Genomic DNA, 26335 nt, shown 5'->3' on the forward strand with positions numbered 1-26335 from the left:
TTCGGGGTTCCGGGAGTTCCGGGGGCCGTTGAGGGGTCCGGGCGGGGGAGAAGCAGGGGGAGGGGGAGAGGGAGGGGCTCAGTCGCGGACGGGCCGGGGCAGCCCGGCCATGTAGGCGGGCAGGCCGTCGATGTGCGAGCGGCCGGTGGGCTCGAAGAAGAAGCGGTCCAGCGGGCCCTGGAGGAACGACCACGGGCGGTTCAGCTCGGCCGCCCAGCGCCAGCTGAACCGGGCGCCGGTCCCGGTCGGCTCGACCACGTAGTCCTCCACCAGGTGGCGGAAGATCGGGCGGGTCGCCCCGGTCGCGGTGAAGGTCTTCCGGGTGCCCTCCTCCCAGCGGTAGAAGCGCTCGCGGAGGACGAGGTCGCTCTCCATCTCGATCTCCCGGGTGGTGCCGACGCCGAACGGCCGCGGCGACGTCCAGGTGAGCCGGCGCATGCCCTTCGTCCAGCTGGACACGCCGTCGCCGGTCAGGGCCGCCCACGTCTCCTCCGCGGAGAACGGCACCTCCACCGAACGGGCGTGGTAGAGCGGGGCCTTGGCGAAGAGCGAGTCGTCGGCCTCCTCGATCGGGTACCAGCGTGCGGCCATGGCGTCGGGTCCTTTCCGGAACGGTGCGGGGCAGGGGAGCGGGGGAGTTCAGGGGAGTTCAGGGGATTTCAGGGGAGTGCGGGGAAGTGCGGGAGGGTCAGGCCTTGCGGCCGCGGAACAGGCCGACGGAGCCGCGGACGACCAGGTCGAAGTCCTCGAAGTTCTGCTTGAGCTGGTCGCGCAGGTCCTCCAGGTCGTCCTGGTCGTTGTGGAAGACGCCCTTCGCGTTGAGGTTGTTCATCAGCCAGCGGCCGGCGCCGGTGACCGGGACGCCGGAGGAGAGCACCGTGCTGCCGAACACCGTGCCGCCGGGCTTCACGGCCGCGGCCGCGTGCCGGATGGCCACGCCCTTGTCGCGCAGGCTCCCGGGGATGCAGTGCAGCAGGAAGCTGAGGGCGGCGGAGTCCTGGCTCTCCTCGGCCACCGGCAGCGGCTCCAGGGCGTTGGCGACCACCTTGGTGGTGGTGGCGAAGGTGGCGAGCCGCTCCGCGGTGAAGTCGAGCGTGGCGGGGTTGAGGTCGGCCAGCGTGATGTGCGGGTTCGAGACCGGGAACCGGGTGTGCGAGAGCAGGTAGCCGGTGCCGACGCCGATCTCCAGGTGCTTCGCGCCGACGCAGGTGTTGTACATCTGGAGGAAGTTCTTCGGCGAGCAGCGCCAGAACAGCGGGGCGCTGCCACGGAACACCAGCAGGTCGTAGAAGTGCAGCGCGCGGCGGTGGTAGGGGGCCTGGCCGTCCAGGACGGCCTGGTCCAGGGAGCCGGGCTGGGGGTTGTGGTCGCTGCTCATGGTCTGCTCACCCTCGGTCGGGAACGGATACTCGGTGCGGTGCGGTGCGGTGCGGTGCGGTGCGGTGCGGTGCGGTGCGGTGCGGTGCGGTGCGATGTGGTGCTGTGCTGTGTGGTGCTGTGTGCGGTGCGGTGCTGGACCGGGAGGACGGCGCGGGCGGGCCGGCCGGGCCGGTCAGCCGGAGGCCCCGGCGAGGTGGTCGAGGACGGCCCGCAGGGTGGCGGGCCCGTGCTCGCCGGTCATGGTGAAGTGGTCGCCCGCCACTTCCGCCTCCGTGTGCGGGACCGGCCAGTCGGCCTGCCAGCCGGCGGCCGGGAAGCCGGGCAGCGGCCGGGCCGCGCGGAGCTGGAGGGTCGGGGTGGCGAGCGGCTGCGGCTCCCAGGCCTCGAAGAGCCGGCCGTAGCCGCCCGTCGCGGTGAGCGAGGTGTCGTCGAGCAGCTGGTCCGGCGCGAGGCGGCCGTCCGTCAGCTGCCGGGCGATCTCCGCCTGGATGCGCGGGAGGGTCGCGCTGCCGGGCCGGTAGCTGTCCAGCAGGACGAGGGCCGCCGGGGGGTTGCCGAGCTTCTCCAGGTGCGCCGCCACCGCGTGCGCGATCCAGCCGCCGGCGGAGTGGCCCAGGAGCGCGAACGGCTCCCCGGCGGCGAGCCGTTCGACGTCCTCGGCGTGCAGGCGCACCAGCGCGTCGAGGTCGGCGGGCAGCGGCTCGCCCGCGCCGAATCCGGGGGCCGGCAGGGCCCACAGCTCGTGGCGGCCGCGGGCGGCGGCGGCGAGCCGGGCGTACTGGTGGGCGCCGGACTTCGTGGCGAAGGAGGGGAAGCAGAAGAATCGCGGGGCGGCCGGGCCCTGGGCCAGACGGACGGGCGCCGGGCGGACGGCCGGGGCCGGCGGGGCGTCGAAGGTCTCCCTGAACCGGGAGGCGGCCGCGAGGAGTTCACCGAACTCGGCGAACCGGCCGAGCTCCGCGGCGCGCGGCGCCAGCGAGGCCAGCAGGCCGTCGGCGGGTGCGTCCGGCGAGCCGGGGGCGGCCTCCAGCTCGGCCCGCAGCCGGGCGGTGAGGGCATCGAGCGTGGGGTGCTCGAACACCGCCGTGGCGGGCAGGGTGAGGCCGGTGGCGGCCAGCAGGGCGGCGCTCAGCTCGGTCGCGGCCAGCGAGTCGAAGCCCAGCTCCGGCAGGCTCAGCCCGGCCTCCAGCTCGTCGGCGGAGCCGTGCCCGAGCGCGGCGGCGACCTGGCCGGCCACCAACGCGTGCAGGGCGGCGTCACGTTCGGCCGGGCCGAGGGCGGCGAGCCGCTCGCGCAGCCGGGCGGGGGCGTCCTCGGCGGCCGGCCGGGCGGCCACTGGCGCGGTGCCGGGCTGGTCCGGTACGGCGGTGGGCTGCTCCGGCGCGGCGGCCGGGGCGGCGGCGTCCGGCCAGAAGCGCCGGTGCTGGAACGCGTAGGTCGGCAGGGCGACGGTGCCCGCCGCGGGAGCGGCGAGGACGGCGTCCCAGTCCACGGGCACCCCGCGGACGTGCGCGTGGGCGAGCGCCGTCAGCGCGCTCTCCGGCTCCGGCCGGCCGCGCCGCAGCAGCGGCACCGCCGCCGGGGCCGGCGTCCGGTCGGCGGTCGCCTGCCGGACGAGCGCGGAGAGGACGCCGCCGGGGCCGACCTCCAGGAAGGTGGTGACGCCGTCGGCCGCCATCCGGCGCACGCCGTCGTGGAACCGCACCGTCCCCCGGATGTGGCGCACCCAGTACTCCGGCGCACCGACCTGCTCGGCGGTGGCCTGCTCGCCGGTCAGGTTCGACAGCAGCCGGATCCGCGGCGGCCCGTACGCCAGCCCGGCCGCCACCTCGTGGAAGCGCTCCAGCACCCCGTCCATCAGCGGCGAGTGGAACGCCCGGGTGACCCGCAGCCGCTTCGTCCGGCACCCGCGGGCGGCGAGCACGGCCGCCACCTCGTCGACCGCGCCCGCCGACCCGGACAGCACGACGGCGCGCGGCCCGTTGACGGCGGCGAGGCCGAGTTCGTCCTCCCGGCCCGCCAGTAGCGGCAGCACCTCGTCCTCGGTGGCCTCCACGGCGACCATCGCGCCGGCGGGCGTGGCCTGCATCAGCCGGCCGCGGGCCGCGACCAGCCGGCAGGCGTCCTGCACCGTCAGCACGCCGGCCGCGCAGGCCGCCGCCAGCTCGCCGACCGAGTGGCCGCCGACGTGGTCGGGCGTCACGCCCCAGGAGCCGAGCAGGCGGAACGCCGCCAGGCCGACCGCGAAGAGCCCGGCCTGGGTGAACACCGTCTCGTCGAGCAGGGCGGCCTCGGGGCTGCCCTCCGGGGCGAACAGGACGTCGCGCAGCGCGGGGCGCCCGGGCTCGGCGAGCTCCTCGTCCAGCAGGGCGCACAGCTCGTCCAGGGCCCGGGCGAAGACCGGGTGCGCCGCGTACAGGCCGCGGCCCATGCCGGGCAGCTGGCTGCCCTGGCCGGGGAAGAGGAAGCCGAGCCGGCCGGCTGCCGCCGTGCCCCGGACGAGGCCCGGCGCGGCCGTTCCCGCGGCCAGCGCCGTCAGGCCGGCGCCCAGCTCGCCGAGGTCCCGGCCGAGCAGCACGGCCCGGTGCGGGAGGGCGGCGCGGGTGAGCGCCAGGGAGCGTCCGACGGTGGCGGGGGCGAGGCCGGGCAGGTCGTCGAGGTGGGTGCGCAGGCGCTCCGCCTGGCCGCGCAGGGCGGCCTCCCCGCGGGCCGAGACCGGCCAGGCGACGAGCGGCCGTGGCTCGGCCGGGTCGCCGTCGGCCGGGTCGGGGGTGGCCGGGTCGGGGTCGGTGGTGTCCGGGAGGACGGCGGACGCAGTCTCCTGCTCCACCGGGGCCTGTTCCAGGACGACGTGGGCGTTGGTGCCGCTGATGCCGAAGGCGGAGACGCCGGCGCGGCGGGGCCGGCCGTGCTCCGGCCAGGCCACCGGCTCGGTGAGCAGGGCGATCGCGCCCGAGCTCCAGTCCACGTGCGGGGTGGGGGCGTCGGTGTGCAGCGTCGGCGGCAGGACGCCGTGCTCCATCGCCTGCACCATCTTGATCACGCCCGCCATGCCCGCGGCGGCCGCGGTGTGGCCGATGTTCGACTTCACCGAGCCCAGCCAGAGCGGCCGTTCGGCCGCCCTGCCCTGCCCGTAGGTGGCGAGCAGCGCCTCGGCCTCGATCGGGTCCCCGAGCGGCGTGCCGGTGCCGTGCGCCTCGACGGCGTCCACGTCGCCCGGAGTCAGCCGCGCGTTGGCCAGCGCCTGCCGGATGACCCGCTGCTGGGAGGGTCCGTTCGGTGCGGACAGGCCGTTGGAGGCGCCGTCCTGGTTGGTGGCCGAGCCGCGGACCACGGCGAGCACCGGGTGCCCGTTGCGGCGGGCGTCGGAGAGCCGCTCCAGCACCAGCACGCCCGCGCCCTCGCCCCAGGCGGTGCCGTCGGCGGCGGCGGCGAACGGCTTGCAGCGCCCGTCCGGCGCCAGCCCGCGCTGGCGGCTGAAGCCGATGAACGCCTGCGGCGTGGAGAGCACGGTGACGGCGCCCGCGAGCGCGAGCGTGCTCTCGCCCGACCGCAGCGACTGGCACGCCAGGTGGAGGGCGACCAGCGAGGAGGAGCAGGCGGTGTCCACCGTGACGGCCGGGCCCTCCAGCCCGTAGGTGTAGGCGAGCCGCCCGGAGATGACGCTGGCCGCGTTGCCGGTCATCAGGTAGCCCTCGTCGGACGAGCCCTGCGCCAGCAGGTGGTAGTCCTGGCCGCTGCTGCCCGCGAACACGCCGGTGCGGCTGCCGCGCAGGCTGTCCGGGGTGATCCCGGCCCGTTCGAAGGCCTCCCAGGAGGTCTCCAGCAGCAGTCGCTGCTGCGGGTCCATGGCGAGGGCCTCGCGCGGGCCGATCCCGAAGAACGCGGCGTCGAAGCCGTCCGCGTCGTGCAGGAACCCGCCCTCGCGGGTGTAGCTGCGGCCGGGGCGGTCCGGGTCGGGGTCGTAGAGGTTGTCGAGGTCCCAGCCCCGGTTGGCGGGGAACGAGGTGATCGCGTCCCGGCCGTCCGCGACCAGCCCCCAGAGCTGTTCGGGGCTGCGCACCTCGCCCGGGTACCGGCACGCCATGGCGACGATGGCGATCGGCTCGTCGCCGCCGGTCCCGGCCGCGGGCACGGGTGCCGTGTCGGCGGGCTCGGCGCCGGTGCCGAGCAGCCGGCCGTGCAGGAGGCGGCCCAGCGCCTCGGGCGTCGGGTGGTCGAAGGCGACGGCGGCCGGGAGCCGGAGGCCGGTGGCGGCGTTCAGCCGGTTGCGCAGCTCGACGGCGGTGAGCGAGACGAAGCCCAGCTCGTGGAAGGAGCGCCCGGGTGCGATCGGATCGTCGAGGCCGAGGACGGCGGTCGCGTGGGACCGCACCAGATCGAGCAGCAGCTGCTCGCGGTCGGGCCCGGGGAGCCCGTCCAGCCGCCGGCGCAGCTCCGTCCCCGCGGAGGTCGCGGCGCTGTCGTCCGGCCGGGCGGCCGGGGCGCCGGTACCCGCGCCGGTGCCGGTGGCCGGGCCGGTGGTCTCCACCCAGTAACGGCGTTGCCGGAAGGGGTAGGTGGGGAGGTCGGGGTGGTGGCCGGGGTGGACGAGCGGGGCCCAGTCGACGGGGGTGCCGTGGGCGTGCAGGTGGGCGGCGGAGGTGAGCAGCCTGGTCCAGCCGCCTTCGTCGCGGCGCAGGGTGCCGGTGACGACCGCCGGGTGGTCGGTGGTGTCGAGGGTGTCCTCGATCGCCGGGGTCAGCACGGGGTGGGCGCTGGCTTCGACGAAGACGGTGTGGCCGGTGTCGGCGAGGGCGCGGACGGCCTGTTGGAAGAGGACGGGGCTGCGGAGGTTGGTGTACCAGTAGGCGGCGTCGAGGGTGGTGGTGTCGGTGAGCTCGGCGGTGACGGCGGAGAGGAACGGGATGGTGGCGGCGGCCGGCTTGATGTCGGCGAGGTCGCTGAGGAGTTGGGCGCGCAGGCTCTCGACCTGGGGGGAGTGGGAGGCGTAGTCGACGGGGATGGTGCGCGCCCGGGCACCGTCGATCTTGGCCTGCTCGACGACGGCGTGGACGGCGGTGACGGTGCCGGCGATGACGGTGTGGGAGGGGCCGTTGACGGCGGCGATGCTGACCTCGTCGGCGTGCGGGGCGAGGAGCGGTTCCACCTGGGACGCGGGCAGGGCGATGCTGGCCATGGTGCCGCTGCCGGCCAGCGTGGTGATGGCCTTGCTGCGCAGGGCGACGATGCGGGCGGCGTCGTCGAGGGTGAGGGCGCCGGCGATGTGGGCGGCGGCTATTTCGCCCTGGGAGTGGCCGAGAACGGCGTCCGCCCGGACGCCGAGGCTCTCCCAGAGGCGGGCGAGGGAGACCATGACGGCGAAGAGGGCGGGTTGGACGATGTCGACGCGGGTGAGGTCGTTGCCGCCGCGCAGGACGTCGGTGAGGGACCAGTCGGTGTGCGGGGCGAGGGCTGCTTCGCACTGGGCGACGGATTCGGCGAACACGGTGGAGGTGTCGAGGAGTTCGGCGCCCATGCCGATCCACTGGGAGCCCTGGCCGGGGAAGACGAAGACGGTCCGGCCGGCCTGCTCGGTGCTGCCGGCGGCGATGCCCTCCTCGGCGAGGGCGGTGAGTGCGGTGAGGAGTTCCTCGGAGGTCCGCCCGAGGGCGACGGCGCGGTGGTCGAGCGCGGCGCGGCCGGTGAGCAGGGTCTGCCCGACGGCCCGCAGGTCGGCCTCGGAGTGGTCCCGGAGGTACGCGGCGAGCTGCCCCGCCCGGGCGCGCAGCGCGGGCTCGTCGCGGCCGGAGAGCACCCACGGCACCACGGGCGAAGGCGAGTCGGCGGAGGCAGCCTCGGCCGCCGGCTCGACCGCGGGCGCCTCCTCCAGGATGACGTGCGCGTTCGTCCCGCTCGCTCCGAACGCCGAGACCCCGGCCCGGCGGGCGCGGTCACCGGCCGGCCAGGCCCGGTTCTCGGTGAGCAGCTCGACGGCGCCGGCCGTCCAGTCCACGTGCGGCGTCGGCTCGGCGACGTGCAGGGTGCGCGGCAGCACGCCCTGCTGCATGGCCATCACCATCTTGATCACCCCGGCCACGCCCGCCGCGGCCTGGGTGTGACCGATGTTGGACTTCACCGACCCGAGCCAGAGCGGCTGTTCGGTGCCCCGCTCCTGCCCGTAGGTGGCGAGCAGGGCCTGCGCCTCGATCGGGTCGCCCAGGGTGGTGCCCGTCCCGTGCGCCTCCACCGCGTCGATGTCCGAGGCCGTGAGCCGGGCGTTGTCGAGCGCCGTGCGGATGACGCGCTGCTGGGACGGCCCGTTGGGAGCCGTCAGGCCGTTGGAGGCGCCGTCCTGGTTGACGGCCGAGCCGCGCACGACGGCCAGCACCCGGTGGCCCTGGCGCCGCGCGTCGGAGAGCCGCTCCAGCAGCAGCACGCCGGCGCCCTCGCCCCAGCCGGTGCCGTCCGCGCCGGCGCCGAAGGCCTTGCACCGCCCGTCCGGCGCCAGGCCGCGCTGGCGGCTGAACTCGACGAACATGCCCGGCGAGGCCATCACGGCCGCCCCGCCGGCGAGCGCCGTCGTGCACTCGCCGCGGCGCAGCGACTGGCAGGCCAGGTGCAGCGCGACCAGGGAGGAGGAGCACGCCGTGTCGACGGTGATCGCCGGGCCCTCCAGCCCGAACACGTAGGAGAGCCGGCCCGAGATGACGCTCGCCGCGCCGCCGGAGAGCAGGTACCCCTCCAGGCTGTCGGTGGCCCGCTGGGCGAGCGCCGCGTAGTCGACCTGCCCGGCGCCCATGAAGACGCCGGTACTGCTGCCGCGCAGCGCGGCCGGGTCGATGCCGGCCCGCTCGAAGGCCTCCCAGGACGTCTCCAGCAGCAGCCGCTGCTGCGGGTCCATCGCCAGCGCCTCGCGCGGCCCGATGCCGAAGAAGCCGGCGTCGAACCGGTCCGCGCCCTCGACGAAGCCGCCCTCGCGGGCGTAGGTGTGGCCGGTGCGGTCCGGGTCCGGGTCGTACAGCGCCTCGACGTCCCAGCCGCGGTCGGCGGGGAACGGTGTGACGGCGTCCCGGCCGTCCGCGACCAGCTGCCAGAGCCGCTCCGCCGAGTCGGCGCCGCCGGGGAAGCGGCAGGCCATGCCGACGACCGCGATCGGCTCGCCCGTGACGGACTCCATCTCCTGGAGCCGCCGGCGGGTCTCCTGCAAATCGGCGGTCACCCGCTTGAGGAAGTAGCGGAGCTTGTCCTCGGTCTCGCTGGCCACAGTGGCGCAACCCTTCGGATCGGACAGGTACGGGGCGGACGGCCGGCGCGGTCGCCGGCGGGCGGGTCAGGAGATGCCGAGCTCGTTGGTGATGAAGTCGAAGACCTCGTCGTCGTCGGCCGAGTCCAACTCCAGCTCGGCTGCGGGTGATTCGCCCGGTGCCGGGGTGTGCTGGTCGCTCCACCGGGCGGCCAGGGCGCGCAGCCGGCCGGCGATCCGGGCATGCTCCGGGTGGTCGGCGGTGATCCCGCCGAGGACGGCGTCGAGGCGGTCCAGCTCCGCGAGCACCGGCGCGGCCGACGGCGCCCCCTCGCGCGGGAGCTCCGCGTCGAGGTGGCGGGCCAGCTCCGCCGCCGTCGGGTAGTCGAACACCAGCGTCGCCGGCAGCCGCAGGCCGGTGGCGCCGGTCAGGCGGTTGCGCAGCTCGACGGCGGTCAGCGAGTCGAAGCCGAGGTCCCCGAACGCCCGGTCGGCGCCCACCGAGGCCGCGTCCGCGTGACCGAGGACGACCGCCACCTGAGCGCGCACCAGGTCGAGCAGGGCGCGCTCGCGCTCGGCCCCGGTGAGCCCGGCCAGCCGCCGCTTCAGGCCCTCCGCCGCCCCGGCGTCCGCCCGGCGGGCGGGCCCGGCGGCGGGGCCGGCCAGGCCGCGCAGCAGCGGCGGGAGGTCGTCGCCGGCCCGGCGCAGTGCGGCGGCGTCCAGCCGGACCGGCAGCACCGTCGGGTCGGCGCCGGCGATCGCCGCGTCGAACAGGGCGAGGCCGTCCTGCGGGGTGAGTGCCCGGACGCCCGAGCGCCGCATCCGGCCGAGCGTCGCCTCGTCGAGCGCGCCCGCCATGCCGGCCTGCTGCTCCCACAGGCCCCAGGCGAGGGAGCGGGCGGGCAGGCCCTGGGCGGCGCGGTGCTGGGCGAGTGCGTCGAGGAAGGCGTTGGCGGCGGTGTAGCCGCCCTGGCCGGCGCCGCCGAGGGTGGCCGTCGCGGAGGAGAACAGCACGAAGGCGGCGAGCCCGGCGTCGCGGGTGAGCTCGTGCAGGTGCCAGGCGGCGTCCGCCTTGGGGCGGAGCGCGGCGTCGAACCGCTCCTCGGTGAGGGCGGCCAGCGCGCCGTCGGCCACCACGCCGGCGGTGTGCACGACGGCGGTGAGCGGGTGCGCGGCGGGGATTCCGGCGAGGGCCCCGGCGAGGCTCTCGCGGTCGGCGGTGTCGCAGGCGGTGACCGTCACCCGGGCGCCCAGGGCGGTGAGTTCGGCGGTGAGTTCGGCGGCTCCCGGGGCGTCGGGGCCGCGCCGGCCGAGCAGCAGCAGGTGCCGCACGCCGTACGCGGTGACGAGGTGCCGGGCGACGAGTGCGCCGAGCGCACCGGTGCCGCCGGTGACCAGCACGGTGCCGGCGCCGTCCGTACCGGCGAGGTCCGGGGTGGCGGCCGGTGCGGGTGCCGCGCTGCGGGCCCGGGTGAGCCGGGGGGCCAGCACGGTGCCCGCGCGCAGGGCGAGCTGCGGCTCGCCGCCCGCGGCTGCCCGGGCGAAGGCCGCGTCGGTGCCGGTGCCGCCGTCGAGGTCGAGCAGGACGAAGCGGTCCGGGTGCTCGGCCTGGGCGGCCCGGGCGAGGCCCCAGAGCGGTGCGTGGGCGAGCTGCGGCACGTCCTCGTCCCGCCCGGCGGCGACCGCGCCGCGGGTCACCAGGACGAGCCGGGAGCCGGCGAAGCGGTCGTCCGCGGCCCAGGCCGTCAGGGCGGACGACGCCGCCCGCACGGCCGTGCGGACCGCTGCGGGGAGGCCGCCCGTGGGGTCCGGGAGGGTCAGGAAGACCGCGTCCGGCACCGGCAGGCCGGCGGTGACGGCCTCGGCGAGCGCCGCGAGGTCGGGGTGGGCGTCGACGCCGGGGTGCCCGGCGCCGTCGCCGAGGACGGCCCACCGTCCGCCGGCCGGTCCGGTGGCCTCGGCCGGCTCGGCGGCCGGGGCGGGCGACCACTCGACGCGGAACAGGGCGTCGGCGAGCCCGGCCCCGGCGGCCGCGCGCAGCTGCTCGACCGAGACCGCCCGGGCCCGCAGCGCGGCGACCGAGGCGACCGGCGCGCCGCTCGCGTCGGCCACCTGGAGGGACATCGCGTCCGGTCCGGCCGGGGCCAGCCGCAGTCGCAGGACGGCCGCGCCGGGGCGGTGCAGCCGCACGCCGTTCCAGGCGAACGGCAGCAGGACGTCACCCCCGGTGTTCCCGGCCAGGCCCGCATGGAGCGCGGCGTCCAGCAGCGCCGGGTGCACGCCGTACCCGCCGGCCTGCGCCCGCTCCGGATCCGGCAGGGCGACCTCGCCGTACACCTCGGTGCCGGCCCGCCACATCGCCCGCAGGCCGCGGAACGACGGGCCGTAGGCGAAGCCGTCGCGGGCGACGGCCGGGTAGAAGCCGTCGAGGTCCACCGGCTCGGCGCCCTCCGGCGGCCACACCCCGGTGGGCTCCCAGGCGTCCGCGCCGTCCGTGCCGCTCCCGGTGGAGGTGGCCAGCGTGCCGCCGGCGTGCCGCGTCCAGGCCTCCTCGCCGTCCGGCCGCGCGTGGACGCCGAACGGGCGCCGGCCCGTCGCGTCGGCCTCGCCGACCACCAGTTGCACCTGCACCGCGCCGTCCTCGGGGAGGATCAGCGGCGCCTCCTGGTCCAGTTCCTCGACCACCGTGCAGCCCGTCAGCCGCGCCGCGTGCAGCGCCAGCTCCAGGTAGGCGGTGCCGGGCACCACCACGGAGCCCAGCACGACGTGGTCGGCGAGCCAGCGGTGCGAGCGGGTCGAGAGCCGCCCGGTGAGGATCGGCCCGCCGCCCTCGGCGGGGGTGACGGCGGCGCCGAGCAGCGGGTGCCCGGCCGGGTCCAGGCCCAGGCCGGTCACCCTGGCGGGCGTGCCGCCCGGCGCGGCGGCGTCCAGCCAGTACCGCTCGCCCCGGAAGGCGTACGTGGGCAGGTCCACCCGCTGCCGGGCCGGCCCGGCGAGGGCGGTGAGGCAGGCCGGCCAGTCGACCGGGACGCCGCGCACGTGCGCGGCGGCGACGGCGGCGAGCACGGTGTCCGGCTCCGGGCGGCCCCGGCGCAGCAGCGGGGCCGCCGCGATGCCCGCGGCGCGGTCGCCCGCGCTCTGCTGGGTCATGGCGGAGAGCACGCCGTCCGGCCCGAGCTCCAGGAAGGCCGTCACGCCCTGCCCGAGCAGGTGCTGGACGCCGTCGTGGAAGCGCACGGCCTCGCGCACGTGCCGCACCCAGTACTCGGGCGTCACGAGCTCCCCGGCGGCGGCCGGCCGGCCGGTGAGGTCGGAGACGACCGGGATCACGGGCTCGTGCAGTGTCACGCCGGCGAGTACCTCGCGGAACCGGTCGAGCATCCCCGCCATGTGCGGGGAGTGGAAGGCGTGGCTGACGGTGAGCCGCTTCGTCCGGCGGCCCTCGGCGCCCAGCCGCCCGGCGAGCTCCGCCACCGCGTCCTCGTCGCCGGAGAGCACCACGGACCGGGGCCCGTTGACGGCGGCGATGCCGACCGCGTGCTCGCGGCCCGCGAGCAGGGCGGTGACCTCCTCCTCGGTCGCCTCGACCGCCGTCATCGCACCGCCGGCCGGGAGCTGCTGCATCAGCCGGCCGCGGGCGGCGACCACGGTGACGGCGTCCTCCAGCGAGAACACTCCGGCCACGTGGGCGGCGGCCAGCTCGCCGATCGAGTGTCCGAGCAGGAAGTCCGGCCGCAGGCCCCAGGATTCGGTCAGCCGGAAGAGCGCCACCTCCAGCGCGAACAGGGCGGTCTGGGCGAAGGCCGTCCCGTCCAGCAGGGCGGCCTCCGGTGATCCCTCGGCGGCGAGCAGGGCCGCCCGGACCGGCAGCCCGCCGCGCTCCGTCAGCAGGGCGCAGACGCGGTCCAGCTCGGCGGCGAACACCGGGAAGCGGCGGTGCAGTTCACGGCCGGCGCCGGCCCGCTGCGCGCCCTGGCCGGTGAACAGGAAGGCCAGCTTGCCGGTGCGGGCGCCGGCCGGGCCCCGGACGAGCTGCGGTGCGTCGTCGGCGCGGCGCAGCGCGTCCAGGCCGGCGAGCAGGGCGGTGCGGTCGGTGCCGAGCACCACCGCGCGGTGGTCGAGGCCGGCCCGGGCGGTGGCGAGGGTCCAGGCGACGTCGGCGGGCTCCCAGCCGGGGGCGTCGGCGACGGCGTCGGCGAGCCGCCCGGCCTGGGCGCGCAGCGCCTCCGGGTCGCGGGCGGAGAGCAGCCACGGGGTGCCGGCGGGCGCCTCGTGCGGTGCCTCCGAGGGCGCGTCGGCGGCTGCTTCGGCAGGCGTTTCGGCGGGCGTCTCCTCGACGTACTGCTCCAGGATCACGTGGGCGTTGGTGCCGCTGATCCCGAACGAGGAGACGGCGGCCCGCCGGGGCCGGCCGGTCGCGGGCCACGCCCGCTGCTCGGTGAGCAGCTCGACGGCGCCCCGCGACCAGTCGACCTGCGGCGTCGGCTCGTCGACGTGCAGGGTCGCCGGCAGCACCCCGTGCCGCATCGCCAGGACGGTCTTGATGACGCCGGCGACCCCCGCGGCGAGCTGCGTGTGGCCGAGGTTGGACTTCACCGAGCCGAGCCAGAGCGGTTGTTCGGCGTCCCGCTCGCGGCCGTAGGTGGCGAGCAGGGCCTGTGCCTCGATCGGGTCGCCGAGCCGGGTGCCGGTGCCGTGCGCCTCGACGGCGTCGACCTCCGCCGGCGAGAGCCGGGCGTCGGCGAGCGCCGCCCGGATCACCCGCTGCTGGGCGGGACCGCTCGGTGCGGTCAGGCCGTTGGAGGCGCCGTCCTGGTTGACGGCCGAGCCGCGGACCACGGCCAGCACCGGGTGCCCGAGGCGCCGGGCGTCGGAGAGCTTCTCGACCAGCAGCACGCCGACGCCCTCGCCCCAGGCGGTGCCGTCCGCGGCGCCCGCGAAGGCCTTGCACCGCCCGTCCGGCGCCAGGCCCCGCTGGCGGCTGAACTCGATGAACATGTGCGGCGCCGCCATCACCGCCGCGCCGCCGACCAGCGCCATCGAGCACTCGCCGTCGCGCAGCGCCCGGCCCGCCAGGTGCAGGGCCACCAGCGAGGAGGAGCAGGCGGTGTCCACCGTGACGGCCGGGCCCTCCAGCCCGAAGGTGTAGGACAGCCGGCCGGACGCCACGCTGACGGTGGTGCCGGTCAGCAGGTAGCCCTCGGATCCCTCGGCGCTGCGCGGGTCGGCGGCGTAGCCGAGCGGCGAGGCGCCGACGAACACGCCGGTGCTGCTGCCGCGCACCGAGGTCGGGTCGATGCCGGCGCGTTCGAAGGCCTCCCAGGACGTCTCCAGCAGCAGCCGCTGCTGCGGGTCCATGGCGAGGGCCTCGCGCGGGCTGATCCCGAAGAACGCGGCGTCGAAGCGGTCCGCGTCCTGCACGAAGCAGCCCTGGCGGACGTAGCTGCGGCCCGGCCGGTCCGGGTCCGGGTCGTACAACTCCTCGGTGTCCCAGCCGCGTTCGGCGGGGAAGTCGGAGCGGGCGTCGCGCCCCTCGGCGACCAGCCGCCACAGGTCCTCGGGGCTGCGGACGTCGCCGGGGAACCGGCAGGCCATGCCGACGATCGCGATCGGCTCCTGCCGTGCCTCGGTCAGCCGGCGGTTCTGCTGCTGGAGCCGCTTGGTCTCCTTCAGCGAGAGCCGGAGCGCCTCCAGCACCTTGTCCGGTGACGCGGCCTGTGTCGCAGCCTGTGATGCAGCCATCGTTGTTCTCCGCAGTCCGATCGCGATCAGAGGTCAGTGGTGCCGAAGGCGAGGCCGATCAGGTCGTCGGCGTCCATGGCGTCGATGTCCGTGGCGTCGACCTCGTCCAGCTCGTGGGCGGGGCCGCCGGCCGGTGGCTCCCCGGGGGCGGTGCCGGCCAGTGCCAGCAGCGCGTCGAGCAGTCCGGCGGCGCGCAGCCGCTCCGGTGCGACGCCGGCCAGGAGCCGGCTCACCTCGTCGTCGGAGACCGTCCGGCCGGCCGGCTCGGCCGGGGCCAGCTCGGTGTGCAGCCAGCCGGCCAGTGCGTCCGGCGTCGGATGGTCGAAGACCAGCGTGGCCGGCAGCTTGAGCCCGGTCGCGGCGTTGAGCCGGTTGCGCAGCTCGACGGCGGTCAGCGAGTCGAAGCCGAGCTGCTTGAACGCCCGGTCCGGCCGGATCGCCTCGTCGGTGGCGTGGCCGAGCACGACGGCCGCGTTGGCGCGCACCAGCTCCAGCAGCGCGCGGGCGCGTTCGGCCGCGGGCAGGGCGGCCAGCCGGCGGGCCGGCGCGGAGTCCCCGCCGGCCGGGGCGGCCGACACCGCCGGCCGGCCCGGCGCACCGACCAGCCGGCGCAGCAGCGGCGGCACCGAGCCGTTCCGGAAGGCCGCGCGGGCGGCCGTGACGTCGAGCTTCATCGCCACCAGGAGCGCCTGGTCGGCGTGCAGGGCCGCGCTGAACATCGCCAGGCCCTCGGCGTCCGCGAGGGGGCTCACCCCGGAGCGGCGCAGCCTGGTCAGGTCGGTGGCCGCCAGGTGGCCGGTCATGCCGCTGGCCCGCTCCCACAGGCCCCAGGCGATCGACTGGCCGGGCAGGCCCGCCGCGCGGCGGTGCTGGGCGAGTGCGTCGAGGAAGGTGTTGGCCGCGGCGTAGTTGCCCTGGCCCGGGCCGCCCAGCACGGCGGCCGAGGAGGAGAACAGGACGAAGGCACCGAGGTCCGCCTCGCGGGTCAGCTCGTGCAGGTGCCAGGCGGCGTCCACCTTCGGGCGCAGGACGGCGGCCAGCTGCGCCGGGGTGAGCGAGGCGATCACGGCGTCGTCGAGGACGCCGGCGGCGTGCACGACGGCGGTGAGCGGGTGCGCGGCGGGGATTCCGGCGAGGGCCCCGGCGAGGCTCTCGCGGTCGGCGGTGTCGCAGGCGGTGACCGTCACCCGGGCGCCCAGGGCGGTGAGTTCGGCGGTGAGTTCGGCGGCGCCGGGTGCCTCGGGGCCGCGCCGGCCGAGCAGCAGCAGGTGCTTCGCGCCGTGCTCGGTGACCAGGTGCCGGGCCACCATGGCACCCAGCACGCCGGTGCCGCCGGTGACCAGCACGGTGCCCTCGGGGTCCGGCCCCGAGGGCATGGTGAGCACCACCTTGCCGACGTGCCGGGCCTGGCTCATGAAGCGGAACGCGTCGGTGGCCCGCCGCACGTCCCAGGTCCGGGCCGGGATCGGCCGGAGCGCGCCGCTCGCGAAGAGCGGCATCAGCTCGGCCGTCATCCGGCCGATCCGGTCGTAGCCGGCCTCGATCAGGTCGAACCAGAGGTAGGAGGTGCCGGGGTGGGCGGCGGTGACCTCGGCCGCGTCGCGGATGTCGGTCTTGCCCATCTCCGCGAACCGGCCGCCGTCCGCGAGCAGCCGCAGCGAGGCGTCGACGAACTCGTTGGCGAGGGAGTTCAGGACGACGTCCACCCCCCGGCCGCCGGTGGCCGCCCGGACGTGCTGCTCGAAGTCGAGGCTGCGGGAGGAGGCGATCCGGTCCTCCGGGACGCCCAGCGCGCGCAGCGCGTCCCACTTGGCCGGGCTCGCCGTGGTGAACACCTCGGCGCCCAGGTGCCGGGCCAGCTGGATCGCGGCCGTGCCCACGCCGCCGGTCGCCGAGTGGATCAGCACCGACTCGCCGGGGGCGAGCCGGGCGAGGTCCACCAGGCCGTAGTAGGCGGTGAGGAAGGCGATCGGCACCGAGGCGCCCTCGGTGAACGTCCACCCCGCCGGTAGCGGGACGAGCAGCCGGTGGTCGACCACGGCGACCGGCCCGAACGAGCCGGGCACCATGCCCATCACGCGGTCCCCCGGCGCGAAGCCGGTGACGTCGGGCGCGGTCTCCAGCACCACACCGGCCGCCTCGCCGCCCATCACGTCCTGGTCGACCATGCCCAGCCCGAGCAGGACGTCGCGGAAGTTCACCCCGGCGGCGCGCACGGCCATCCGGACCTGGCCGGGGCCGAGCGGGGCCGCGGCCGCGGAGTGGGGGAGCAGGGCGAGGTTCTCCAGCGTGCCCTTGGCGGTGGTGTCCAGACGCCAGTGCGGGGTGTCCGCCGGGGGCTCCAGCAGCCGGCCGCCGGCCGCCCGGACGAGCCGGGGCGCCAGCAGACCGCCCTCGCGCACGGCGAGCTGCGGCTCGTCGCCGCCGGCGGCCCGGTCCAGCGCCCGGGCGAGCACGTCCCGCGGCGCGGGGGTGCGGGCGTCCAGGTCGAGCAGGACGAAGCGGCCCGGGTGCTCGGTCTGGGCGGAGCGCAGCAGACCCCAGAGCGGGGCGTGGACGAGGTCGTGCACGTCCTCGCCGGGGGCGGCGGGCACCGCGCCGCGGGTGACCAGGACGAGGCGCGAGGCCGCGAAGCGGTCGTCGGCGAGCCACTCCCGGACGACCGCGAGCACCTGCTCGGCGGCGGCCAGGACGGCGGCCGGCGTGTCGGGCGACGCGGGGCCGGCACAGGTGAGCACGACGGCCTCGGGCACGGTCGCGCCGGCCGCGACGTCCTCGGCGAGGGCGGCCGGATCCGCGTACCCGCCGAGCCGGAGCGTGTCGGTGAGGCCGAGGGGGTCGGCGCCGAGCAGCACCCGGCGGCCGGCCGGCGCCCCGGCGGCGGCCGGCAGCTCCGTCCACTCGACGCTCAGCAGCGGGTCCGCGCCGCCGTCGCGGGCCGCCCGCAGCTGCTCCCGGTCCACCGGGCGGCTCGCGAGCGAGGCCACCCGGGCGACGGGGGCGCCGGCCGCGTCGGCCACCGCGAGCGCGAGCCCGTCGGCGCCGGTGGGCGTCAGGCGGACGCGCAGCTCGGTCGCGCCGGTGGCGTGGAGCGTGACGCCGCTCCACGAGAACGGCAGCCGCACCTCGCCCGGCGAGGCGGCGGGGGCCGCGTGCAGGGCCGCGTCCAGCAGCGCCGGGTGCAGGCCGAACCGGGCGGCGGCGTCGTGCTGCCCCTGCGGCAGCCGCACCTCGGCGAGCAGCTCCTCACCGTGCCGCCAGAGCGCCCGCAGGCCCTGGAACGCCGGGCCGTAGCCGAGTCCGTCCTCGGCCAGGCGCGGGTAGAGGCCCTCGACGTCCACCGGGACGGCCCCGGCCGGCGGCCAGGGGGCGAGGTCCGGGGCGGGCCGCTCGGCGCCGGTGGCGAGGACGCCGGTCGCGTGGCGGGTCCACGGGGCGTCCTGCCGCTCGGGCCGGGAGTGGATCGAGAAGGTCCGCCGCCCGTCGTCCTCCGGCGCGCCGACGCGGACCTGGACGCGGACGGCGTCGTCCTCCGGGAGCAGCAGCGGGGCCTGGAGGGTGAGTTCGTCGAGGACATCGCACCCGGTGTGGTCGCCGGCGTGGAGGGCGAGTTCGACGAGGGCGGTGCCGGGGAGGAGGGGGGTGTCCCAGACGGCGTGGTCGGCGAGCCAGGGGTGGTCGGCGAGGCCGATCCGGCCGGTGAGGACGAGTTCGTCGCTGTCGGCGAGCGGGAGGACGGCGCTGAGCAGGGGGTGGTCCGCGGCGGTGAGGCCGGTGGAGCGGACGTCCCCGGTGGCGGCGGTGGCGTCGAGCCAGAAGCGTTCGCGCTGGAAGGGGTAGGTGGGGAGGTCGAGATGGGTGGGCCCACTGGTGGGGAGGAGGAGGGTCCAGTCGACGGTGGTGCCGGTGGTGTGGGCGTGGGCGAGGGAGGTGAGGAGTCTGGCGGGGCCGCCGTCGTCGCGGCGCAGGGTGCCGGTGGTGACGACCGATGTGCCGTCGAGGGTGTCCTCGATGGCGGTGGTGAGGACGGGGTGGGGGCTGGTTTCGACGAAGGTGCTGTGGCCGGTGTCGGCGAGCTTGCGGACGGCCTGTTCGAAGAGGACGGGGTTGCGGAGGTTGGTGTACCAGTACTCCGCGTCGAGCGTGGTGGTGTCGGTGATTTCGGCGGTGACGGCGGACAGGAAGGGGATGGTGGCGGCGGCCGGCTTGATGTCGGCGAGGTCGCTGAGGAGTTGCTCGCGGAGGGTCTCGACCTGGGGGGAGTGGGAGGCGTAGTCGACGGGGATGGTGCGGGCGCGGACGCCCTGGGCTTGCGCCTGCTCGACGATGGCGTGGACGGCGGTGACGGTGCCGGCGATGACGGTGTGTGAGGGACCGTTGACGGCGGCGATGCTGACCTGGTCGGCGTGCGGGGTCAGCAGGCTCTCGACCTGGGTGGCGGGGAGGGGGATGCTGGCCATGGTGCCGTGTCCGCTGAGGGTGAGGATGGCTTTGCTGCGGAGGGCGACGATTCTGGCGGCGTCTTCGAGGGTGAGGGCTCCGGCGATGTGGGCGGCGGCTATTTCGCCCTGGGAGTGGCCGAGGACGGCGTCGGGTTCGACGCCCAGGGACTGCCAGACGCGGGCGAGCGACACCATGACGGCGAACAGGGCGGGTTGGACGACGTCGACGCGGGTGAGGTCGTCGTTTCCGCGCAGGACGTCGGTGAGGGACCAGCCGGTGTGCGGGGCGAGGGCGTCGGCGCAGGCTTCGATGTGGGTGCGGAACACCGTTGAGGTGTCGAGGAGTTCGGCGCCCATACCGATCCACTGGGAGCCCTGGCCGGGGAAGACGAAGGCCGTGCGGCGGGCAGTGGCGGTGCCGTGGACCACATGAGGTGCGACGGTGCCCTCGGCGAGTGCGGTGAGGCCGCTGAGCAGCTCGGTGCGGCTGTCGCCGACGACGACGGCGCGCTGTTCGAAGACCGACCGTTCGTCGGCCAGTGCCCTTGCCACATCGGTCGTGTCCCACTCGGGGTGCGCGTCGACGGCCGCGCGCAGCTGTGCGGCCTGGGCCCGCAGCGCCTCCGCCGTCCGCGCGGAGATCGCCCACGGCACCACGGAGGACGGTGAGTTGACCGTGCCGGTCGCCGCCTCGACGGCCGGGGCCTGCTCCAGGACGACGTGTGCGTTCGTCCCGCTGACCCCGAACGAGGAGACGGCGGCCCGCCGGGGCCGCCCGGTGGCGGGCCATTCCCGTGCCTCGGTGAGGAGTTCGACTGCGCCGGCCGTCCAGTCCACGTGGGTGGTCGGTTCGTCGACGTGCAGGGTGGCGGGCAGCACGCCGTGCCGCATGGCCATCACCATCTTGATCACCCCGCCGACCCCGGCGGCGGCCTGGGTGTGGCCGATGTTGGACTTCAACGAGCCCAACAGCAGCGGCCGTTCGGCCGGGCGGGCCTGCCCGTAGGTGGCGAGCAGGGCCTGCGCCTCGATCGGGTCGCCGAGCCGGGTGCCCGTCCCGTGCGCCTCCACCGCGTCGACGAGGTCCGGCGAGAGCCGCGCCTCGGCGAGGGCCTGCCGGATCACCCGCTGCTGGGAGGGGCCGTTCGGGGCCGAGAGGCTGCTGCTCGCGCCGTCCTGGTTGACCGAGGACCCGCGCAGGACGGCGAGCACCCGGTGGCCCAGGCGCTCGGCGTCGGAGAGCCGCTCGACCAGGAGCATGCCCGCACCCTCGCCCCAGGCGGTGCCGTCGGCCGCGGTCGCGAAGGACTTGCAGCGCCCGTCCGGGGCCAGCCCGCCCTGGCGGCTGAACTCGACGAAGGTGTCGGGGGTGGCCATCACGGTGACGCCGCCGGCCAGTGCCATCGCGCAGTCGCCGCGGCGGACGGCCTGGGCGGCGAGGTGCAGGGCGACCAGCGAGGACGAACACGCCGTGTCCACCGTGACGGCGGGCCCCTCCAGGCCGAGCACGTAGGCGATCCGGCCGGACGCCACGCTGCCCGCCGTCCCGCTGCCCAGGAAGCCGGCGACGGACTCGTCCACCGAGGCCAGCCGGGTGCCGTAGTCGTGGTACATCAGGCCGGTGAAGACGCCGACCCGGGTGCCGCGCACGGCGGCCGGGGGGATTCCGGCCCGCTCGAAGGCCTCCCACGCCGTCTCCAGCAGCAGCCGCTGCTGCGGGTCCATCGCGGGCGCCTCGCGCGGGCTGATGTCGAAGAACGCCGGGTCGAAGTCGGCCGCGCCGTCGAGGAAGCCGCCCTCGCAGACGTAGGAGGTGCCGGGGCGCAGGCCGTCGGGGTCGTAGAAGTCCTCCGTCCGCCAGCCGCGTTCGGCGGGCGGCGGGCCGACGGCGTCGCGGCCGGCCAAGACCAGCTCCCAGAGCTCGTCCGGCGTCCGCACCCCGCCGGGGTAGCGGCAGCTCATGCCGACGATGGCGATCGGGTCCTGGTCGGCCGCCTCCAGCTCGGCCACCCGGCGGCGTGCCTCGCCGAGCTCGGCGGCAGCCCACCGGAGGTGCTCGCGAAGCTTGTCTTCATGTGCCACTTGAGCCTGCTCCTATAGCCGGTTCGGGTGTCGACCTGGTTCTGCCTGGTTCTGCCTGGTTGGTTCTGCCGGGCCCTCAGCGGGCGCGGAGCTGGTTGAGCACGTCGAAGAGTTCGTCGTCGCTCGCCGAGGCGAGGTCGGTGGGGTCGGCGGGGTCGGTCCGGTCGGTGCTGCTGCCCCGGCCGTCGTCGCCCCAGCGGGACAGGAGGTCCTGCAGCCGGTGGGTGATCGCCGTCCGGGCCAGGTCGTCGTCCGCGAAGGGCGTCAGGAACGCCTCCAGCCGGTCGAGTTCCGCGAGCGCCGGGCCCATCGCCGTGGTGGGGCCCCCGGTGCCGAACTCGGCACAGAGGTGGTCGGCCAGCGCCGTGGCGGTGGGGTGGTCGAAGATCAGGGTGCTGGGCAGCGGGAGGCCGGTGGCGTCCTGCAGCCGTTCCTGGAGTTCGAGGTTGGCGAGCGAGTCGAAGCCCAGGTCGACGAAGCCCTGGTCCGGGTCGATGTCCTCGGGCGCGGACTCGGCCAGGACGACGGCCGCGTGGGTGCGGACGAGGTCGAGCAGCGCCCGCCGGCGGGCCGGCTCCGGCAGCGCCCGCAGTCGCTGTGCGAAGCCGCTCACCTCGTCCGACCCGTGGCCCGAGGCGTGCTCCGACTCCCGGTCCGCGGCCGGGCCCTCGCCCCTCGCGGTGGCCGGAGCGGTGGCCGGAGCGGTGGCCGGAGCGGTGGCCGGTGCCGCCGCGGGATCCGGTGCGGCGGCCAACTCCCTGAGCAGCGCCGGTACCTGGCCCTGTTCGGCGCGCTCCCGCAGCGCCGCGGGATCCAGCCGAACCGGGACGAGCACCGACTCAGTGATCATCATACGGGCGGCATCGAAGAGATCAAGTGCCTCCGCCGTGGAAAGCGCGCGCACGCCCTCCCGGCCCAACCTGGCTGCTGCCACGCCGTCCAGACGGTCGGTCAGACCACTCCGCTCGGCCCAGAGCCCCCAGGCCAGTGAGAGTGCGGGCAGGCCCTCGCTGTGCCGCCGCTGCGCCAGTGCGTCGAGGAAGGCGTTGGCGGCCGCGTAGTTGGCCTGTCCGGCGGTGCCGAAGGTGCCCGAGGCGGAGGAGAACAGCACGAAGGAGTCGAGCCCGGCGTCGCGGGTCAGCTCGTGGAGATGCCAGGCGGCGTCCACCTTCGGCCGCAGCACGGCGGCGAGCCGCTCGGGGGTGAGCGAGGTCAGCAGGCCGTCGTCGACCACGCCGGCCGCGTGGACGACCGCCGTCAGCGGGTGGGCCGCGGGCAGTGCGCCCAGCAGGCCGGCCAGGGCCTCCCGGTCGGCGGCGTCGCAGGCGGCGACGGTGACCTCCGCGCCGCAGGCGGTGAGCTCCGCCACGAGCTCGGCCGTGCCCGGGGCTTGGTCGCCCCGGCGGCCGGTCAGCAGCAGGTGCCGGGCGCCGCGCTCGACCAGGTGGCGGGCGAGCAGGCGGCCGAGCGTGCCCGTGCCACCCGTGACCAGGACGGTGCCGTGCGGGTCGAAGGACGGGGCGTCGTCGATGGCGCTGTCGATGGCGCCGTCGCTCTCGTCGCCGGCGACGCGTTCGGCCTGCGTCAACCTCGGTGCGAGCAACACGTCCCGGCGCAGGGCCAGTTCCGGCTCGTCCGAGGCCAGCCGGGCGAGGGCCCCGGCCAGCGCGGCTTCGGACGGCGGCGTGGCGCCCAGGTCGAGCAGGCCGAAGCGCCTCGGGTGCTCGGAGTGTGCCGAGCGGAGCAGCCCGCGGACGGCGGCCGCCGCGAGGTCGGGGGCCGGGTCGTCCGGGCCGGTGACGTGGGCGCCGCGCGTCACGACGACCAGTCGGGCGGAGCTGAAACGGGGTTCGGCCAGCCAGCCTTGGACGAGCCGCAGGGCGTCGGCGGCGGCGGTGTGGACGCCGGCCGGCCCGTCGTCGCCGACCGGCGGCAGGGGCGCGAGCACCACGTCCGGCACCGCCGTCCCGGCGGCGAGAGCGGCCAGGGCCGCGAGATCGGAGTGGTGCGGGTGGGTGAGGCCGCTCATGGCGCCGGGGCCGACCACGGCCGCCCGCACCGCGGCGACGTCCGCCGCCACCGGAACGGGTGCCCAGTGGACCCGCCGGAGCGGGGTGGGGCCGGCCGCGTCCGCGGGCAGCGGCCGGGAGCGCAGGCTCGCGACCGACGCCACCGGGACGCCGGCCGCATCGGCGGCCTCCAGGGTCACCGCGTCCGGGCCGGCCGGGGCGAGCCGCACCCGCAGGGCCGCCGGGCCCGCGGCCCGCACCGCGACGCCGTGCCACGCGAACGGCACCGGCACCCGCCCCGCCGCCGCCTGCGGCGAGCCGACCGCGTAGGCCTGGAGGGCGGCGTCCAGCAGCGCCGGGTGGAGGCCGTACCGGGAGGCCTCGGTGCGCTCCGCCTCCGGCAGGGCCACCTCGGCGAACACCTCGTCACCGCGCCGCCAGAGTGCGCGCAGCCCGCGGAAGGCCGGGCCGTAGTCGACGCCGAGGGCGGCGAGCCGGTGGTAGCAGCCGTCGAGGGCGAGCGGTTCGGCGCCGGGCGGCGGCCAGGCCACCAGGTCGGACGCCTCGACCCGGACTTCGGGCGCCAGCACGGCGGTGGCGTGGCGGGTCCAGGGGGCGTCCTCGGGGGAGGCCGCGCGCGAGGACAGCTCCGCCGTCCGCCGTCCGGTGCCGTCCGGGGCGCCGACGGCCAGCCGGATCCGGGTGCCGGCCTCCGGGGCGGCGCCGGGCCCGGGCAACTCCAGCGGGGCGAGCAGGGTCAGCTCGGCGAGGTGCGGGCAGTCCGTCCGGGCGCCCGCTCCGCGGACCAGCTCGACGACGGCGGCGCCGGCCAGCAGCACCCGCCCGCCGACGGTGTGGTCGGCGAGCCAGGGCAGCTCGCGCGGCGAGAGCCGGCCGGTGAACAGCAGCCCCTCGCCGTCCGGCAGGTCGACGACGGCCCGGAGCAGCGGGTGGTCCGCCGGGGCGAGCCCGGCGGCCTGCACGTCGGGGTCGGCCGGCCCGTCCTCCAGCCAGTGGCGCCGGCGCTGGAAGGCGTACGTCGGCAGGTCGACCGGGCGGAGCCCGGCGGTGGGGAACGCCGCCGACCAGTCGGCCGGCCCGCCGTGGACGTGCAGATCGGCCAGGCCGGCGAGGACGGCGGCCGTGCCGTCGATCACCTGGACGGCGGGGCCGGCGAGCTGCGCGACCCGCGCCGTCAGCCCGGCGTCGAGCACCACGAACCTGGTGTGGCCGCGGTCGAGCAGCTCCGGCACGGCGTCCTCGGGCGCGGCGGTGAGCACCGGGATCCGGGCGCCGGCCAGGGCGGGCCGCTCGCCGGCGAGCACGGCACGCGCACCGTCCGCGAGGGACAGCGCGCCCGCGGCACACGCCGCCGCGACCGGGACGTCGACCGGGCCGGTGCCTGCCGCCACCAGGGCGGCCGGGTGCACACCGTGGCTCTCCCAGAGCCCGGCGAGGGCGACCAGTACCGCCCAGTGCACGGCCCGGCCGACCTCGGGCCGGGCCCGGTCGGGCGCGCCGGGGGCACTGCGCAGCACGTCCGACGCCGTCCAGCCGGCGGCCGCGGCCAGCGCCGCGTCGCACGCGGCCAGCCGCTCGGCGAACAGCGGCGAGGCGTTCAGCAGCCGTACGGCGGAGTCGAACCCGTCGGCCGGGCCGTCCGGCAGCACGAGGACCACCCGCTCGTCGCCGCCGGCGACGCCCTCGACCAGCCCGGGGCGCGGCTCGCCGGCCGCCAGCGCCGCCAGGCCCGCCCGCAGTTCGGTGAGGTCGGTGCCGAGCAGCACGGCCCGGTGCTCGAACGTCGTCCGGGTGCGGGCCAGGGCCGCGCCGGTCTCGGCCGCCGTTCGCCCGGGGTACTCGTCGAGGTGGGCCAGCAGGCGCGCGGCCTGGGCGCGCAGCGCGGCGGCCGTCCGGCCGGAGAGGACCCACGGCACGGTCACCGCACCGACCGCACCGGCAGCGCCCGGACCCTCGGCACCCTCGGCAGCCTCGGGTTCGTCGGGGAGCGCCTGCTCCAGGACGAGGTGCGCATTGGTCCCGCTCACGCCGAACGACGACACGCCGGCCCGGCGCGGCTGCCCGGTCGCCGGCCACGCCCGTCGCTCCGCGAGCAGCTCGACCGCGCCGGCCGTCCAGTCCACGTGCGGGTTGGGCTCGTCCAGGTGCAGGGTGGCCGGCAGCACGCCGTGCCGCATCGCCATCACCATCTTGATCACGCCGGCCACGCCGGCGGCCGCCTGGGCGTGCCCGATGTTGGACTTCACCGAGCCGAGGTACAGCGGCCGCCCGTCGGCCCGGTCCTGCCCGTAGGTGGCGAGCAGCGCCTGCGCCTCGATCGGATCGCCGAGCGTCGTCCCGGTGCCGTGGGCCTCCACCGCGTCGACGTCGCGCGCCGACAGCCCGGCCTGCTCCAGTGCCTGCCGGATCACCCGCTGCTGGGCCGGCCCGCTCGGCGCGGTCAGGCCGCTGCTGGCGCCGTCCTGGTTGACGGCGCTGCCGCGGATCACCGCGAGCACCCGGCGCCCGTTGCGCCGGGCGTCGGAGAGCCGCTCCAGCAGCAGCAGGCCCACGCCCTCGCCCAGGCCCGTCCCGTCGGCCCCGGCCGCGAACGCCTTGCACCGCGCGTCGGTGGCCAGTCCGCGCTGCCGGCTGAACTCGACCAGCGCCATCGGCGAGGCCATCACCGTCACCCCGCCGGCCAGGGCGAGCGAGCACTCGCCGGTCCGCAGCGCCTGCGCCGCCTGGTGCAGCGCGACCAGCGAGGAGGAGCACGCCGTGTCGAGGGTGACGGCGGGGCCCTCCAGGCCCAGGGTGTAGGCGACCCGGCCGGACGCGACGCTGCCGGTGCTGCCGTTGCCGACATAGCCCTCGAACTCGCCGGGCACCCGGCGCAGGCGCGAGGCGTAGTCCTGGTAGATCACCCCGGCGAACACGCCGGTCCGCGAGCCGCGCACCGAGACCGGGTCGATGCCGGCCCGCTCGAAGGCCTCCCAGGCCGTCTCCAGCAGCAGCCGCTGCTGGGGGTCGGTGGCCAGCGCCTCGCGGGTGCTCATGCCGAAGAACGCCGGGTCGAAGTCGGCCGCGTCGTGCAGGAACCCGCCCTCGCGGACGTACACCGAGCCGTGCCGCGCCGGGTCGGGGTGGTGGAGGCCCTCGGCCCAGCCGCGGTCGGCCGGGAACGGCGAGACGGCGTCCCGCTCCTCGGCCACGAGACGCCAGAGGTCCTCGGGCGAGGTGACCCCGCCCGGGTAGCGGCAGGCCATGCCGACGACGGCGATCGGCTCGCGGGCCCCGTCCTCGGCCTCCTGCAGCCGCCGGCGCGTCCTGCGCAGGTCGACGGTCAGCCGCTTCAGGGTGTCGAGGACCTTCTCGTCACTCGTCATTGCGCGGTGCGCCTCTCGTCTTGTCGAAGGATCCGGGCGGCGAAGGGCCGGGCCACGGCTCGGGCGGGC

Annotated in this window: 6 protein-coding genes and 2 pseudogenes; all 8 read right to left on the reverse strand. The window is 76.9% G+C overall.

Annotated features, from left to right (window positions below):
- Positions 1 to 78 precede the first annotated feature (78 nt).
- Positions 79 to 591 carry an SRPBCC family protein gene (locus OH807_RS36130; protein ID WP_406208067.1) on the reverse strand — a complete coding sequence of 171 codons (513 nt, stop codon included), beginning with the start codon at positions 589 to 591 and terminating at the stop codon, positions 79 to 81.
- 97 nt (positions 592 to 688) lie between these two features.
- Positions 689 to 1378: a class I SAM-dependent methyltransferase gene (locus OH807_RS36135; RefSeq protein ID WP_406208069.1), complete on the reverse strand. Its 690-nt coding sequence runs from the start codon at positions 1376 to 1378 to the stop codon at positions 689 to 691.
- Between the two features lie 174 nt (positions 1379 to 1552).
- Complete coding sequence (locus OH807_RS36140) at positions 1553 to 2716, reverse strand: alpha/beta fold hydrolase (RefSeq protein WP_406211368.1); 1164 nt, start codon at positions 2714 to 2716, stop codon at positions 1553 to 1555.
- 45 nt (positions 2717 to 2761) lie between these two features.
- A pseudogene (locus tag OH807_RS36145) lies at positions 2762 to 8653 on the reverse strand (type I polyketide synthase); the annotation flags it as partial.
- Positions 8654 to 8692: 39 nt separating this feature from the next.
- Positions 8693 to 14302 (reverse strand): SDR family NAD(P)-dependent oxidoreductase, encoded by a 5610-nt coding sequence (locus OH807_RS36150; RefSeq protein ID WP_406211370.1) that lies wholly within the window; start codon positions 14300 to 14302, stop codon positions 8693 to 8695.
- A gap of 71 nt (positions 14303 to 14373) precedes the next feature.
- Positions 14374 to 17310, reverse strand: coding sequence for an SDR family NAD(P)-dependent oxidoreductase (locus OH807_RS36155; protein ID WP_406211371.1), 2937 nt, complete (start codon positions 17308 to 17310; stop codon positions 14374 to 14376).
- Positions 17302 to 20871, reverse strand: a pseudogene (locus OH807_RS36160) (type I polyketide synthase); the annotation flags it as partial. The pseudogene OH807_RS36160 and the gene OH807_RS36155, both read right to left, overlap by 9 nt.
- A 76-nt stretch (positions 20872 to 20947) precedes the next feature.
- On the reverse strand, positions 20948 to 26266 hold the full coding sequence (locus OH807_RS36165) for an SDR family NAD(P)-dependent oxidoreductase (protein ID WP_406208072.1): 5319 nt from the start codon (positions 26264 to 26266) through the stop codon (positions 20948 to 20950).
- Positions 26267 to 26335 lie beyond the last annotated feature (69 nt).

Source organism: Kitasatospora sp. NBC_01560 (genome assembly GCF_045208415.1).
Taxonomy (GTDB): Bacteria; Actinomycetota; Actinomycetes; order Streptomycetales; family Streptomycetaceae; genus Kitasatospora.